The organism is Rosistilla oblonga (assembly GCF_007751715.1).
GTDB lineage: Bacteria > Planctomycetota > Planctomycetia > Pirellulales > Pirellulaceae > Rosistilla > Rosistilla oblonga.
Genome location: NZ_CP036292.1, coordinates 7,001,495 through 7,015,636 on the forward strand (window position 1 = coordinate 7,001,495; position 14,142 = coordinate 7,015,636).

Here is a 14,142-nt window from a genome sequence, read left to right on the forward strand (position 1 = left end):
AAACGGGAAACATCTTGAGAGAATGGGCGCGACTTTCCTCTACATTTGGAACCCACGCCCATGAGCGATCAGATCAATCTCGACGGACCTGCAATCGACCAATCGACCGAAGATCCGCAACCCGAGCCGTTTCAAATTCGTGTTGCCAATCGGGTCGATCGGTTGCCGCCGTACATGTTCGGGCGGATCAACGCGATGCTTTATCAAAAGCGTCGCGACGGTAGCGACGTAATCGATATGGGGATGGGTAATCCCTCCGATCCGCCGCAGACCGACGTCGTCGAGAAACTGACCGAAGCGGCTCACGATGAACGCAACCACGGCTACAGCAAATCGAACGGTTTGCTGAATCTCCGCCGCGAGGTCTGCAATAAGTACGAACGTAAATACGACGTGCAGCTGGAAGCCGATCACGAAGTCATCGCTTGCCTGGGAAGCAAGGAGGGATTTTCGCACATGTGCCTGGCTCTAATGGGGCCTGGTGACACCGCAATCATCCCATCTCCCTATTTCCCGATCCACATGTACGCGGTCATCTTGGCGTCGGGGAACGTCGTCACGCTGGACGTCTTCGACCCCGAGAAATTTCTCCGCAACGTCGAATACACCTGCCAGACTTTCACGCCGCGGCCGAAGTTGTTGATCATCAACTACCCGCACAATCCGTCGGCGGCGACGATCGAGCCCGACTTCTTCGTCGAGGTGGTGCGTCTGGCCAAGAAGTACGGGTTCATGGTGATCCACGACTTTGCCTACGCCGACATCGGCTTCGACGGCTACCAACCGCCCAGCTTCCTGTCCGCCCCCGGAGCCAAGGATGTTGGCGTCGAGTTCACGACGATGAGCAAGGGCTACAACATGGCTGGCTGGCGAGTCGGCTTCTGTGCTGGCAACGCCGACATGATCCGCGCCTTGGGAACGATCAAAGGCTACTACGATTACGGCATGTTCCAAGCGGTGCAGATCGCTGCGATCGTGGCGATGCGCGACACCGAAGACGCAGTCGCCGAGCAGGCGCTCGTCTACCAAAGTCGCCGCGATGCGCTGGTCGATGGGCTGCGACGGATCGGCTGGGAAATCGACCCACCCAAGGCGGGAATGTTCGTCTGGGCGAAGGTACCCGAACAGTGGCGTCATATGAGCACGATGGATTTCGCCATGATGCTGCTGGAGAAGGGGGACGTCGCCGTCAGCCCGGGCAGCGGATTTGGCCCCGCCGGCGAAGGCTACCTGCGGATGTCGCTCGTCGAAAACGAACAGCGTCTGCGCCAGGCGGTTCGCCAGATCTCGCGATGCTTGGACAAACAGAGTGCTCTGGAATCGGAGGCGACGACGTAACGAGGTCGCCAGCCCCGAAGCAGTCCTTGTGGCGAACAGCCGCCGCCAAAGGCGGCTCTTCTTCACGCAAAATTAGCGCAGCGACGGGTGCTTTCCAGGAGGCGAAGGGTGTAAAGTTCAATGCGATTTGCCTCGACGAAAACCTGAAAAACGTCACCTCCACAACCTCGCAGAAAGCGGAACGAACGATGAGACAGACATTTGGCAGAACGACACTCACGGCAATGTTGTGCATTGGCTTCCTGACTGTCGCGGGATGCGGTTCGAAAAAGTCGGGCGGGGATTCCGACGCGGGTGGCCCCGTCGTTTCCGATGGCGAGGCCGTCTCGCAATTGACCGGCAAGATCGCCGTCGAGGGATCGAGCACCGTCTCGCCGATCACCACGCAAGCTAAAGAACGTTTCAACGAACAGCACCCCGACGTGACGATCTCGATCACGGGGGAAGGGACCAGCAACGGGTTCAAGTCGTTCGCCAAGAAGGAGACCGACATCCAGGACGCGTCGCGGCCGATCAAGCAGAAGGAACTCGACACCTGCAACGAAAACGGCATGGAGTTCATCGAAGTTCCCGTCGCTTACGACGGTTTGACGATCGCCGTGCATCCTAAAAACAAGTTCGTCAAATCGCTGACCGTCGACCAATTGAAGAAGATCTTCCGCTCGGGCGATTCGGCGAAGACGTGGAAAGAGGTCGATCCGCAATGGCCCGACAAGAAGATCTCGATCTTCTCGCCAGGAACCGGGTCGGGCACGTACGATTACTTCAGCGAAGTCGTGATCGGCAAAGAGGGTTCGCTCCGCGATGACAACCAGATCAACTTAAACGAAGACGACAACATCCTGGTCCGCGGCGTCGCTGGCGATGAATTTGCGATCGGCTACTTCGGTTACTCTTATTACGACCGGAACAAGAACGACCTGCAAGCGGTGCCGATCATCAACCCGGCCGGGGAAGCAGTGTTGCCGACCGCGGAGACGATCGAATCGGGAGAATATGCCCCTTTCAGCCGCCCGCTGTTCATCTACTTGAACTCCGAATCGCTGGACAAGGTCGAGGTGGAAATCTTCGTGGAATCGTACATGACGAACATTCGCGAAATTGTCGCCGCTGCGAACTATGTACCGCTTCCCGAAAGCGTCTATACTGCCGCCACACACAACATCGAAAACCGCGTTGCAGGAACCCATTACCTGACGGCTGAAGGTGAAAAACGCGAGGGTTCGATTATCAACGTCTTTAAGCCTGAGAATTTGAAAAAGTAATTGTGTCGAGTGGAACACCCGTCGAATTGCCCAGCGCGTTGCGGAAGCGACGCATGCGGCCCAGTGCAACGAGCAAGCGAAACCAAGCGTTTGTCGTCTCGCTACTGACTCTGTGCGCAACGCTTTCGATCGCAACCACCGTCGGCATCGTCACGATTTTGCTGACCGAATCGTTTGGATTCTTTTCGCGGATCGACCTCGGCGATTTCCTGCTGGGGACCGAATGGACGATCGGCCGATCGAAAAACGAAGCCGATTACAAATATGGAATCTGGCCGCTGCTGCTGGGTACCCTGCGGATCACGTTGATCGCGATGGCGATCGCGATCCCGCTGGGGCTGACAACAGCTGTCTACTTAAGTGAATACGCACCGCGATGGGTCCGAGCGATCCTGAAGCCTGTGCTTGAAATATTGGCCGGTATGCCAACCGTCGTGTTGGGATATTTTGCCGTCGTCGTGATCACGCCGTCGCTACTCGAACCGCTCGGCTTCAAGCCCTACAACGCCATGTCGGCGGGGATTGCTGTCGGCATCCTCTGCTTGCCGCTTGTCAGTTCGCTGGCCGAAGACGCTCTGCAAGCCGTTCCTCGCGGCCTTCGCGAGGCAGCTTATGGGCTTGGTGGCACGCGATTCGATAGCGTCGTGAAGGTAGTGATCCCCGCGGCGATGTCGGGAATCGTGTCGGCTTTCCTACTGGCCTTTGCCCGCGCGATCGGCGAAACGATGATCGTCGCTCTCGCCGCCGGTTCGATCCCCACGTTTACGGTGGACCCTCGTGGCCCCTCGCAAACGATGACCGGATTTATCGTCGAGGTCTTCCAGAGCGAAGACGTGATCCCCGGCACGATCGCCTATTATTCGATCTACGCCGTCGCCCTGACCCTCTTCCTGTTGACGTTCATCACAACATTGATTGGTCAGTTCGTCCGCCGCCGATACCGTGAGGCCTACGAATGAGCGAAGCCGATTACCAAGTTCCCGCGGTCGACCCGCAGCGAGCGAAGAACCGGCATACGATCAGTGCCATCTTTCGCGTTGCCTGCATGTTGGTCGCCGTTCAGGCTGTCGTGATCCTGATCGTCTTGTTGACGACGGTCTTCGTTCGCGGCGTCGACCAACTCTCCTGGGATTTCCTGACGGGCGTCCATCGCGACGACAACCCCGACGGCTCGGGGCTCTGGCCAGCGATCATCGGATCGATCGTGATCTGTTTGATCTGTGGCGCCGCGGCGCTGCCGATCGGGATCGGCACGGCGATCTTCTTGGAAGAGTTCAAACCGCGCAACAAGGCGCTGGCGATCCTGCACAATCTGGTGCAATTGAACATCACCAACCTCGCCGGCGTGCCGTCGATCGTCTACGGCATCCTCGGGCTAACCGCGTTTGTCTACATGTTTGGTCTGTTTGGAACCTACGAAGCCAACAAGGCGGCCGACTTGGAGTTTGGTGCACAGCGTTATTACCAGGTGCGAACTGCCGCCAAGACGTTCGTCTGGATTCCCGTCACCGACAAAACACTTCGCGTGCTGGAAATCGAAGAACCGATCGCTGCGAGGTATCCCGACGGCGGCGATTTCACACTCAACGTGATCGATCGCGGAGCGACTAAGCCAACCGACCCGACGGTACTGGGGCAGACGGTCTACCGCGGATCCAAAGCCAGCATCTTTGCCAAACACCCCTGGCATTACCTGCGTCTGCCGTTTCACAAGAGTGTCTTGTCGGCTGGCCTTACGCTGGCGCTAGTCGTGCTGCCGATCGTGATCATCTCCTCGCAGGAATCGATCCGCGCGGTTCCCGATACGATGCGCGACGCCGGCCTTGGGCTGGGTTGCACTCGCTGGCAGATGGTCCGCACGATCGTTTTGCCCGCTTCGATTCCTGGAATCATGACCGGGGCGATATTGGCGATGAGCCGCGCTGTAGGGGAAGCTGCGCCGCTGCTGGCGGTGATGGGGGGCGTGGTCGGCAAGCGAAATGCACCCGAAAATTTGATGGACAATGCCGCCGCGATGCCGATCACAATTTATAATTGGGCCCGCGACGATAACCCTGGATTCTGGGAGCTTTCGGCGACGGCGATTATCGTCCTGCTGTGCCTGCTGTTGACGATGAATTCGATCGCTATCTTGCTTCGCTACTGGGCAGAAAAGAAGTTCGCGTCGCGTTGATCACGATCGGCGATCGTTGCGAACAGTCGACGAACAGGGCCCCAACCTACACTGCATTTTTAATGTCTGAAGCCGCAATTAAAACCAATCGAGTGACACCTGCGATGGCCAATGACGCGAACCAGTCGCCTGGCGAAAGCGCCGAAGCCGCGATCAGCACCCACAACTTCAACGCCTGGTACGGCGATTTCCAGGCGTTGCACGATCTCTCGCTGCAGATCCCTCGAAATCGAGTGACTGCGTTTATCGGCCCCAGCGGTTGCGGCAAGAGTACGTTTTTGCGATGGATCAATCGCATGAACGATACGGTTGCGATCGCCCGTGCCAGCGGATCGCTGCAGATGGGCGACCTGGATCTGCTGTCGGATCGCACCGATGTCGTCGACCTTCGCCGGCGGATTGGGATCGTGTTCCAGAAGCCGAATCCATTCCCCAAGACGATCTTTGAAAACGTCGCCTTCGGGCCGCGGTTGCACATGCGGATCTCCCGCAGCGAACTCGAAGAACTTGTCGAATGGGCGCTCCGCAAAGCCGCTGTTTGGAACGAAGTCAAGGATCGGCTCAACGGGCCCGCCTTCGGTTTGTCCGGCGGCCAGCAACAACGGCTGTGCATCGCTCGAGCGATCGCGACGGGCCCCGAAGTGCTGTTGATGGACGAGCCCTGTTCGGCGCTGGATCCGGCTAGCACGCTGGCGATCGAAGATCTGATCTACGAACTGCGCGAACAATACACGATCGTGATCGTGACTCACAACATGCAGCAAGCGTCGCGGTGCAGCGACCAGACCGCTTTCTTTTACGAGGGCAAGCTGATCGAACTGGGGTCGACGTCACAGGTCTTCACCAAGCCATCGAACAAACAGACCGAAGACTACGTCAGCGGCAAATTTGGATAAGCCCGACGCCATGTCGCTGTCGGCTCACGCAATTCCTGACGCCACCGATCCTCTTGCCACCCTAAGGTTAATAACGTGTCGGACGAACTGAAGAACAAGCTCCGCCGATCTCGGCACCTGCAACGCAGTCTCGATCGCTTGCAATCCGATCTGCTGTCGCTGTTTGGGATCGTCGAACAGATGATCAACAAATCGGTCCGATCGCTGTACCAACGCGACATCAACCTGGCCGACGAGGTGATCAAGTCCGACGAGATCGTCGACCAACGCGAGGTGGCGATCGAAGACGACTGTCTGAATCTACTGGCTCTTCACCAACCGGTCGCCAGCGACTTGCGCTGGACCACGACGGTGATCAAGGTCAACAGCGACCTGGAGCGAATGGCCGACTTGGCTTGCAACATCGCCGAGCGAGCGAAGGCGTTGACCCATTTCCCGCTGTTCCCGATCCCCGACGACTTCGAACCGATGGTCAGCGAAGCGACGACGATGGTCAGCCGAGCGCTCGATTCGTTTGTCGAATCCAACACTTCGCTCGCTTTTAGTGTGATGCGGTCCGACGAGCGAGTCGACGAATTGAATCGCAGCCTGATCCAAGAACTGCGCGAGATCATGAAACGCGATCCCGATTCGGTCGAACCGGCACTGCACTGCTTCAGCGCCGCCCGCCACTTGGAACGGATCGCCGACCTCGCCGAAAACATCTCCGAAGATGTGGTCTTCCTGGTCGAGGGAGAGATCATTCGCCACAAGCCGGAAGAGCACGGCCGCAGCACGCCGCGCCCTGACAGCGACAGCTAAAACGTCTGCCGGCTAGAGGGTCTGCCGGGTAAAACGCCTGCCGGGCGAAGCCGCTCTTGCCGAGCGGCTTCGTTCCCCGTCGATCGCTTAAGCCTTCTTGACGCCGATGTTGATGTAGGCGTGAACGTGAGGTGCGCCGCGGAAATGGCAAACCAAGTTCGGGCCTTCGATTCGCCACAGATCCCAGACCTTGTCGTTTAATAGGTCTTCGTCTTGATAGAAGGCCATTCGCAACTGATCGACGCCGCCGTTGGTGTCCAGAATCGACATCGCTTCTTCGACGTCGGTCTCGCGGTAGGGAGCGATGATCGTTCGCAGTGTCTGTTCGACGAGCTGCTTTTGTTCGCCGGAGAGATCCGCGACAGCAACGCCTTCGAATTTCCCTTCGCTCCCCTGCAGTTCGACCTCCCACTCACCGGGGAAGCCTTCCAGCAGAGCCGCCTTGGCTTGGTCGGCATCCAGCGACTTGAAGACCTCGTTGGCGACCGCTGTCTGGTAGCCGAATAGACTGCGCTTCGGGTTGCCGACACCGTGGCCGTAGACCAACGGTCCGCCAAAGGCAGCGCCGGGGACGCTGTTCCCGTCGGCTCGCATCGTCAGGTGGCGACCTGTCAGTTCCCACTGAAACTGATCGGTCGATGGATCGCCAAAAATCGCGATCGCATAATTGTGGACCCCTTCGTGATCGGAGGTCATCTGTCGCTGGAACCTCTCGTAGCCATCTTCGCTGGTCACGCCGCGGATCACGCGGTCGATCAGATCGCGTTGCTTGTCGCTGTAGAAAGTGTCGCCGATCTTGTGTTTGGTGACGTGCCAGTTGGCGCTGATCTCGCTTCGCTTGGAGTGATTGAAGTCGAAGCAGATCTCGCCGCGCTGCGCCTCGGACAGCGAAGAGTAGAGTTCGCCGACGGCGCTTTCAGCAGGCTGACGAGCCGCCGGGGCACCGTGAGCAAACCGAGCGATCGAGCCAGCCAAGGGGACCGCAACGGTGGCGGCGCTAGCGATTCGAACAAACGAGCGACGATCGATGGCGTTGGGTTGCCTGGTCATGCGACTGCGAACTCCTGAGTGGATGGATTGGGGCGGGAAGGCGGAGAATCCATTTTACGGGTGTTTCTCGCCGGTTGCATCATTTTTCGGCCTTTCGGTACCGCGGCCGACACAAATTCGCAAATGCGGGGGCGTTACGCCTCCCTCGGCTTGGGCGACCGAGAAGGAGATCGACCGGTAACTCCAGCCCCTCGACGGTTTGCCGCCAGAGCAAATCACGGCTCGAGATTAGGGATTACTGGCAACCCGACGCGTAAGCGAGCGGTCCCGGGAATTCCTCGCTTACGCTTCGGGTTACCCGTTTCATGGGGCGTTCGAGCTTGAAAAACTTAATTGCACTGTTGTTTGTCGCTTGCAATTGCGGATCGACCGAGCAAGCTACACTAAAAGGGTGGGAAGCTATCAACTCCCCACCCCATCTCCGACACAGGACTTCCAATTTGCAGGGGCTCGCCCCACCGGAGCCGATGAGAACCGTTGATCAGATCCTGAACGATGCAGCCGATGGCAATCGGCCCGCGACCGATGAGAGCGAACTGCCGCTGCCCCGCTTCTCGCGAACGCGGCACATCGAAAGCGTGCGAGCCCTATCGGACGTCAACGGTTGGCGAACGACCGGCTATCTATTGTTCCATTGGTCGCTGATGATCGCCGCGATGTTCGCCGCCGGATACAGCGGCCACTGGGCGGTCTACCTGGTCGCGGCGTTTGTCGTCGCCAGCCGGATGCAGGCGTTGGGCGTGATGCTGCACGATGGAGTCCATTACCTGCTGTACAAGAACCGCAGCGTCAACGACGTCGTCTGCGACCTGTTTATCGCTTTCCCGATCGGGATGAGCACCACGCTATATCGCCGGACACACTTCCGTCACCATCGGTTTGCCAACACCGAAGAGGATCAAGATCTCGCGGCTCAGCGCGAAGAACAGGAATGGTTTGAATGGCCCAAGACCCGTTGGGGATGTTTTGTCACGATGCTCCGCAGCCTGCTGGGGATCAACGCGCACCGCAGTTGGATCCTCTTCAAATACTGGGCGCCGTGGAACCATTTGTATCGGCCTGTCGACGCCGCGTTCCCGATGCGAGCTCGCGTGCTGTACGTGGCGTCGATGATCGCCGTCTATTCCGGATTCGCCGTGGCGATCAAAGTTTCGCCACGCCTCACGCTCTCGTTGATGGCGTTATATATGTTTTCAGGGATCACGCTGCTGAATCTGATCAACCGCGTTCGCGCGACGGCGGAGCATCTAGGCACGCGGCAGACTCACGAACTGAACGCCACGCGGACCGTGCTGCCAAGCCTTTTCGAGCGGATCATGATCGCACCCTACGGCGTCAACTATCACCTGGAACATCATCTGTTCCCGTCGGTCCCCGGATGCAACCTTTCCAAATTGCACGACGAACTGATGCAGGACGATGAGTTCTGCGAGCACGCGCACGTCACGAAGACCTACGTCGGCGTGATCCGCGAACTGATGACACCTGCGCCGTCCAATGAATCAGCAGCTCCGATCGCCTAGCTTTTCGAAGCTCAAGATCAGATAGCGGATCAATTTCTTGCGAGACGCTTTCCGCAGCCAACCCGTCGCTTGCAGGAACAGCTCGGCGTGATGACGGTCGTGCCATCGCTGCGCCCCTTCGCACAAGAAGTCGTAGGTTGGCAGAGTCTGCTCGGTCACGTCCTCGCAAGCCAACAACCGCATCCCGTTTTCGGCGGCGAGTTGTTCGTATCCGTCGAGGCTGCACGACATGTCGACATCGCCGTAGGTCCAGCGGATCGCTTCGCTCATCGCACCGGCGCCGCCGGTCATGAAGTCAGCCATCTGCGGCTGAGGGACAAAATCGGAAAGGCTCAGCACGCCGCCGGGTCGCAGGATTCGAGACGCTTCGGCAAAGAAGCGAGGCCGATCGAAGTGAAAGATACACTCGACAGCCAGCACGGCATCAAACGCTGCATCGTCCAGTGGCAGCGACGCCGCGTCGGCACAGGTCCACTGGACCTGGTTGTCCGCCGCCGGGACCACCTGTTCCTCAGCCCGCTGCAATTGCCGCGGATCGATGTTGATCCCCGTCATCGCCAGCGACTGGTACCGCTCGTTCAGGCTCGCGATCGTGCCGCCGAAACCGCAACCGACATCGGCGATCCGGGCGGGCGGTTGGATCTTGGCGGCGTCGCAGATCCGCTGACACATTCGCTCTGCCGCCTGCAGATAATCGGCGGCACTTCCGTCAGCGGCGGCGGGGGAATCCCAAAGTCCCCAGTGAACATGCCGCCCAAACGCGGTCACCGCCTCGCGATCGCCCGACGCGATCCGGTCTAACAGAACATCGAAGTAGGGCGGGTTGGGAGATTCGGATGCGTTCACGGCTTCATAATTCAAGGGCAAGGGATGGCGTGCCGACCTGACCTAGTGTATCGATAAAGCTTGCAGACGATAGCCGATCACCCAGGGCTAATGAGTGTTTGTGCATAGGCAAATTAGCCGGCACGCGTTAGCGTCCGGTTCTCCAGGCAAACCGGACGCTAACGCTTGCCGGCTGATACCTCCACTTGAAACAATGCATTGCCCTGGCCGATCACCCCATAACCACCGAGAAGCGAATCCCATGTCGAGATCTATTCCATTGGACACCCAGCAAGCTGTCGATCGCGTGATCCGATTGATGGCGATCCCCGGCATCAGCGGCTGCGAGACGGCGGTCTCCGAAGCGATCATCGCCGAACTGACCGACGCCGGCGCCGCGATCGCTCAGTTCAGCTACGACGACGCCAACACGCGAACTCGGCTGGCGGGTGAAGTCGGTAACCTGATCTTCCATCTGCCCGGCAAGTCGGACCTGCCGGCGCGTCTGTTGACCGCACACATGGACACCGTGCCGATCTGCGAAGGCGCTCAACCGGCTCGCGAAGGGGACCAGATCGTCTCGACCGATCCGGCGACTGGCTTAGGGGCCGACGATCGTGCCGGCTGTGCTGCGATCCTGACCGCGGCGCTCGAAGCGCTCAAGCTGAAAGGCGATCACCCGCCGCTGGTCTTCGGTTGGTTGATCCAAGAAGAAGTCGGTCTGCAGGGGGCGCGAAACCTCGACGTCGGCAAGATCGGCGACGTCGGCTTGGCCTTCAACTTCGATGGCGGCACCGTCGACAAGTTGACAGTTGGTGCGACCGGCGGCGAGCGGATGGAGATCAAGATCACCGGACGCCCCAGCCACGCCGGAGTCGCTCCCGAACAAGGGATCAGCGCGATCGCCATCGCAAGTCTCGCGATCGCTCGCCTGCACAACGACGGCTGGCACGGCCGCATCGAGAAACCCGAGGGCCGCGGCACCAGCAACGTCGGCGTGATCCAAGGCGGCCAGGCGACCAACGTCGTCACTCCCGAAGTCAATCTTCGCGTCGAGGCTCGCAGCCACGATTCGGCGATGCGAACGCGGATCGTCGACGAGATCCGATCGGCTTTCCAATGGGCTGCGACGCAGGTTACCGCCGCCGATGGCTCGGTCGGCCAGATCGAATTCAGCTCGCACCTGGATTACGATTCGTTCCGTATCGACGACGACGCTCCCAGCGTTCGCATGGCGGCGGCGGCTGTTGAACAATTAGGCCGCAAGCCCTACACCGAATTGGCAGGGGGCGGCCTGGATGCCAACTGGCTCTACAAGCATGGCATCCCCGCGGTCACTTTGGGCTGTGGCCAACGGAACATTCACACCGCCAATGAAACGCTCGAAATCGATGACTACCTGGACGCCTGCCGCGTGGCGATCGCGTTGGCTTGCGACACGACGAGTGGCGTGTAACGATGGAACTCGACGACGAACTGTGCCTCTGTTTTCACGTCACCAAACGGAAGGTCGTGAACTTCATCCGCATCCGCAAGCCTGTCAAAGCGAGCCAGTTGAGCGAGTGTTTTGGCGCGGGGACCGGTTGCGGTTGGTGCCGTCCGTTTCTGCAGCGGTTGCTGGAGCAATCGGCCCAGCAGATCGAACAACCCGACGACGGCCTGCCCGATACCGACGCTTACGCTTCGGGACGCCAACAGCATCGCAAGAACAAAGGACTCACCTGATGATCGGTCAAAATCTGTTTCGCATTGGCATGTTGTTGGTCTTGGCGTCAGCCGTCGTTGCGGCTCCGTCGCAAGCCGACGACGATGTCGCCGCGATCATCCAGCAACTCGCCACGCCATACATCGAATCCAAACAAGCGGCTGGGCTTTCGGTTGGCGTCTTGAAAGGCGACCAGGCGACGACGCAGCACCTCGGGCAAACTCGAACCGGCGGCCCTACACCCGATGACGACACGATCTACGAGATCGCGTCGATCTCCAAAGTCTTCACCGGCTTGCTGTTAGCTGATGCCGTCGCTCGCAAGCAGTTGCAACTCGACCAAGCCGCCCAAGAACTGTTGCCCGAGGGTGTCACGATGCCCGCTGGCGAAACGCGGCCGATTCAATTGGTCGATCTCGCCACACATCGCTCCGGCCTGCCGCGGCTAGCCGATAACATGCCCAGCCTGCAAACCGACAACCCCTACGTCGATTACACGACAACGCTGGCTTACGAATTTCTGAACTCCCACCGTTTGCGACGCGAGCCCGGCGCGGCTCACGAATATTCGAACCTCGGCTTTGCCCTGTTAGGAAGTGCTGTCGCCGATCGAGCCCAACTCTCCTACGACCAACTGCTGCAGCAACGGATCGCCGAGCCGCTGGGGATGGCTGACACGCGAGTCGCACTGACAGCTTCGATGCGCGATCGGCTGGCGAAACCACATCTGGCCGACGGCACCGAGACCGCCAACTGGGACTTCGCCGACATGCCGGGGGCAGGTGGGATCCGCAGCAGCCTTGCCGATATGCTGCGATTTGCAGCGGCGAACCTGAAGCCAGAATCGAGCAAGCTTGGGCCGGCGATCGAAATCGCGTGGCAGGTCCATCGCGACGATAGCGATCAGGGACCGGTGATGGGACTCGGCTGGCACGTCACCGGTGACGGTTCGACGCGGTGGCACAACGGCCAGACTGGCGGTTACCACAGCATGCTGATGATCAATCGTTGGGCGGGGGCCGCGGTGGTCGTGCTATCGAACACCGCCAGCGAAAAGATCGACACCCTGGCAGTCCAGTTGCTGCAAGCCGTCGCTCAGAAATAAGCGACAGTCGACGAGAATCGCAGACACGGCGGCGCGAGTGCCTTGTGGATAACGTGTCTGGTCTTGCTTTGCAGACCCGCGGGAATGCCGCCGATGCGAAACGCTGGCCGGGAGGCAAACGCTGTGCTCCGAACCAGCAAGCGCTTGAGGCGTTCCTCCGCTATCGGGCTGCCGCTGCAGAGAGTCCGATAGCCTGGAGGGGGCAGACGCATTACCGGTGACATGAGCCACCGGTATCGGGCTGGCACCGTTTAGCGAGGCGCCAACATGCAGATGATTCGGCGACCGTTGCGTTGCGGCGCCGACTCGACCTTGCCGACTTCAGCCAGCTGTTCGAGGACCAGTTCCATCACCTTTTCGCCCTCGTCGATGTGAGCGTTTTCACGGCCACGGAAGAGGACGGAGACTTGGACCTTGTCCTTGTGCCCCAAGAATTTTTCGGCCTGACGGATCTTGGTGTCGATGTCGTTCTGGCCTGTTTTGGGCCGCAAACGAATCTCTTTCGTCTTCGTCTGGTGCGAAGTGTGTGAGTTTTTCTTTTTGTTCTTGTCGTATTTGTATTTGCCGTAATCCATGATTCGGCAAACCGGCGGCCGTTCGTTGGGAGCGACCTCAACTAGATCGAGACCGGCATCTCGGGCTCGCGATAGCGCGTCTTCGGTGGAAATTACCCCCAATTGATCCCCTTCGGGACCTACAACGCGGATCGGAGAAATACGAATCTGGGTATTGATCCGGGTCGAATCACGCTCGACCTGCGGTTGCATACCTCTTCTTGCTAGTGCCATTCACAAACCTCGGCCAAACCTTATTCGGCCCATGGGGAAAAAAACATCTTCGCCGTCATCGCGACAGCCAACATAAACCCTTAGCATCCGAATCGTTACAACAGTGGAAGCAAGGGCTTTTCAAAAGTATCAGTGCTCGGGAAGGGCCCAGTCAACAGCATTTTTAACGATTTTATAAGATTTAACGGCTTATCGCCCCCATTGATCCCTCTCCCCGCCCTTGACGAGAAACGATCTTGAAGCAAGACTACCGGACCAGCCGATAAATGTTTTGGTTAAGTGTCGCCCGTCGACAAGCCGAAACACCTAATCGGATGCCCATCGAGGGCGATTAGCTCAGTTGGTTAGAGCGCTACGTTGACATCGTAGAGGTCGTTGGTTCGAATCCAATATCGCCCACTTTCTTAAAGCAGTCCTCGAACTGCCCCCCCAGAAAAAAAAACACCAATCCAAAAAAGCCCTAGCTTGTAGCAAGCCGGGGCTTTTTTCGTTTCAGCACACACAGCAGATCGAGCTCGGCGCGTTTCGAGGCGCTCTTCTTGTTCTAAAGAAGGAAGCGCTGCCGGCGGGGCAGGGCACTTTTTCAAACTGGATCGTCACCGGAAATGGTAACCCGACGCGTAAGCGAGGAATTCACGCGGCGCCTCGCTTACGCGCCGGGTTGCCAACAACG

At 58.9% G+C, this 14,142-nt stretch carries 13 protein-coding genes and 1 tRNA gene; 11 read left to right on the forward strand and 3 right to left on the reverse strand.

The window, feature by feature from the left end:
- Window positions 1-60: 60 nt before the first annotated feature.
- From CA51_RS24695 to phoU, 6 genes are all read left to right on the forward strand, one after another.
- Window positions 61-1,338, forward strand: a complete 1,278-nt coding sequence (locus CA51_RS24695) for an aminotransferase class I/II-fold pyridoxal phosphate-dependent enzyme (protein ID WP_145123773.1) — start codon at window positions 61-63, stop codon at window positions 1,336-1,338.
- 188 nt (window positions 1,339-1,526) lie between these two features.
- Window positions 1,527-2,603 (forward strand): PstS family phosphate ABC transporter substrate-binding protein, encoded by a 1,077-nt coding sequence (locus CA51_RS24700; protein ID WP_197451454.1) that lies wholly within the window; start codon window positions 1,527-1,529, stop codon window positions 2,601-2,603.
- Between the two features lie 2 nt (window positions 2,604-2,605).
- The gene (gene pstC / locus CA51_RS24705; RefSeq protein WP_231745882.1) at window positions 2,606-3,562 is read left to right on the forward strand and encodes a phosphate ABC transporter permease subunit PstC; all 957 of its coding nucleotides are present in this window, start codon (window positions 2,606-2,608) and stop codon (window positions 3,560-3,562) included.
- Window positions 3,559-4,776 carry a PstA family ABC transporter permease gene (locus CA51_RS24710; RefSeq protein WP_145123775.1) on the forward strand — a complete coding sequence of 406 codons (1,218 nt, stop codon included), beginning with the start codon at window positions 3,559-3,561 and terminating at the stop codon, window positions 4,774-4,776. Before pstC ends, CA51_RS24710 begins: the two co-directional genes overlap by 4 nt.
- Before the next feature lie 104 nt (window positions 4,777-4,880).
- The gene (gene pstB, locus CA51_RS24715) at window positions 4,881-5,672 is read left to right on the forward strand and encodes a phosphate ABC transporter ATP-binding protein PstB (protein ID WP_197451455.1); all 792 of its coding nucleotides are present in this window, start codon (window positions 4,881-4,883) and stop codon (window positions 5,670-5,672) included.
- Between the two features lie 75 nt (window positions 5,673-5,747).
- Window positions 5,748-6,473 carry a phosphate signaling complex protein PhoU gene (gene phoU, locus CA51_RS24720; RefSeq protein ID WP_231745883.1) on the forward strand — a complete coding sequence of 242 codons (726 nt, stop codon included), beginning with the start codon at window positions 5,748-5,750 and terminating at the stop codon, window positions 6,471-6,473.
- Window positions 6,474-6,560: 87 nt separating this feature from the next.
- Here phoU and CA51_RS24725 read toward each other — a convergent pair whose 3' ends face one another.
- The gene (locus tag CA51_RS24725) at window positions 6,561-7,523 is read right to left on the reverse strand and encodes a DUF3500 domain-containing protein (RefSeq protein ID WP_145123777.1); all 963 of its coding nucleotides are present in this window, start codon (window positions 7,521-7,523) and stop codon (window positions 6,561-6,563) included.
- A gap of 467 nt (window positions 7,524-7,990) precedes the next feature.
- On the opposite strand from CA51_RS24725, the gene CA51_RS24730 reads away from it, so the two are divergent.
- Window positions 7,991-9,046 carry a fatty acid desaturase family protein gene (locus tag CA51_RS24730; RefSeq protein ID WP_145123778.1) on the forward strand — a complete coding sequence of 352 codons (1,056 nt, stop codon included), beginning with the start codon at window positions 7,991-7,993 and terminating at the stop codon, window positions 9,044-9,046.
- Here CA51_RS24730 and CA51_RS24735 read toward each other — a convergent pair.
- Window positions 9,026-9,892, reverse strand: coding sequence for a class I SAM-dependent methyltransferase (locus CA51_RS24735; RefSeq protein ID WP_145123779.1), 867 nt, complete (start codon window positions 9,890-9,892; stop codon window positions 9,026-9,028). The genes CA51_RS24730 and CA51_RS24735 overlap by 21 nt on opposite strands.
- A gap of 241 nt (window positions 9,893-10,133) precedes the next feature.
- Here CA51_RS24735 and CA51_RS24740 point away from each other — a divergent pair, with 241 nt between their 5' ends.
- From CA51_RS24740 to CA51_RS24750, 3 genes are read left to right on the forward strand one after another with little or no spacing between them, the layout of a single operon-like run.
- Window positions 10,134-11,327 carry a M20/M25/M40 family metallo-hydrolase gene (locus tag CA51_RS24740; RefSeq protein ID WP_145123780.1) on the forward strand — a complete coding sequence of 398 codons (1,194 nt, stop codon included), beginning with the start codon at window positions 10,134-10,136 and terminating at the stop codon, window positions 11,325-11,327.
- A 2-nt stretch (window positions 11,328-11,329) separates the two neighbouring features.
- Window positions 11,330-11,596, forward strand: a complete 267-nt coding sequence (locus tag CA51_RS24745; RefSeq protein WP_145123781.1) for a (2Fe-2S)-binding protein — start codon at window positions 11,330-11,332, stop codon at window positions 11,594-11,596.
- Window positions 11,596-12,681, forward strand: coding sequence for a serine hydrolase domain-containing protein (locus CA51_RS24750; RefSeq protein WP_145123782.1), 1,086 nt, complete (start codon window positions 11,596-11,598; stop codon window positions 12,679-12,681). Before CA51_RS24745 ends, CA51_RS24750 begins: the two co-directional genes overlap by 1 nt.
- 251 nt (window positions 12,682-12,932) lie before the next feature.
- On the opposite strand, the gene infC is transcribed toward CA51_RS24750, so the two are convergent.
- Entirely contained in the window at window positions 12,933-13,448 is a 516-nt protein-coding gene (gene infC, locus CA51_RS24755; protein ID WP_231745884.1) for a translation initiation factor IF-3, read from the reverse strand.
- Window positions 13,449-13,794: 346 nt separating this feature from the next.
- On the opposite strand from infC, the gene CA51_RS24760 reads away from it, so the two are divergent.
- Window positions 13,795-13,868 (forward strand) — tRNA-Val (locus CA51_RS24760).
- Window positions 13,869-14,142: the final 274 nt, after the last annotated feature.